The organism is Dyadobacter sp. HNCC25DJ186 (genome assembly GCF_056895235.1).
In genome coordinates this window covers 1-1304 of record NZ_JBXHAS010000040.1, presented here as the reverse complement: position 1 = coordinate 1304, position 1304 = coordinate 1, and the positions used below count along the sequence as shown (strand labels likewise).

At 40.4% G+C, this 1304-nt stretch carries 1 protein-coding gene; it reads left to right on the top strand.

The window, feature by feature from the left end; genetic code table 11:
- Window positions 1–79 precede the first annotated feature (79 nt).
- Window positions 80–1304 (top strand): IS256 family transposase (locus AC1XUO_RS29590; RefSeq protein ID WP_483333513.1); only part of this gene is annotated, 1225 nt, incomplete at its 3' end.

The window sequence follows — 1304 nt, the reverse complement described above, 5'->3', positions numbered from 1 at the left end:
GAGACTGTAAATTGAACTGTGTCACCTCTTAATTTGATTAAGGGGAAAAATAAGTAAATTAGTTTAACTTATAGACACGATGAAGACAAACAAATCTTTCGATTTTGAACGCTTCAAGGAAGAAGCGATGCAAGGTCTCTATGACGGCAAAAAAATGGGTGGCACTGATGGTGTATTCGCTCCAATGTTAAAACATCTTCTTGAATCGATGCTAGAAGGTGAGCTAAACAACCACCTTGAAGAAAGTAAAGCTGCGGGTGAAAACAACCGTAAAAACGGCAAAACAAGGAAGACTGTCCGAAGTCTTCAGTCAGGTCATTTAGAGATTGAAAGCAGTCGTGACCGGCAAGGCACATTTGAACCTAAAATCCTGCCTAAACGGCAACTGATTATCACAGAAGAGCTTGAAGATAAAGTAATTGCGATGTATGCGCGTGGTATGAGTACGCGTAATATTTCCGAGTATGTGAAGGAAATGTATGCCATGGACATATCTGCTACTGAGATTTCTCATATTACAGACCAGGTAGTTCCGCTGATGAATGAATGGCGGAACCGGCCATTAGAAGCCGTTTATCCCTTCGTTTTTCTGGATTGTATGCATTACAAAGTGCGGGATAATGGCAGCGTTGAATCGCGGGCGATTTATAACATACTGGGAATAAATCGAGAAGGGAAAAAGGACTTAATCGGTATTTATCTTTCTGAAAATGAGGGCGCTAAGTTTTGGCTGTCTGTTTTAACAGATTTAAAACAACGCGGTGTTGAAGATATATTAATTGCCTGCATTGACGGCTTAAAAGGCTTCCCGGAAGCCATAGAAGCAGCGTATCCAAAGACCAAAATTCAACTTTGTATTATCCATCAGATACGCACCAGCATGCGTTACGTGCCTGAAAAAGATAAAAAAGCTGTTATTGCAGATTTGAAGCCAATTTACAAGGCTAATAACCAGGAACAAGCGTACGAAAGGCTACTGGAATTTGATGACAAATGGGGAAAGAGATATCCTCTCGCAGTAAAATCCTGGATGGATAATTGGGTGAATCTTTCAACCTTCTTTGAGTATACCACTGAAATAAGAAAGGTGATTTATACAACAAATGCGATTGAAGGAATGCACCGGCAAATCCGGAAAGTAACCAAGACGAAAGGCGCATTTACATCAGATCAGGCACTGCTAAAACTAGTCTATCTGGTCGTTAGAGATCTTTCCAAAAAGTGGACGATGTCGATTCATAATTGGGGCTTGACCATGTCACAATTGTACATTAAATTTGGTGAAAGATTACAGGCAGAAAGAG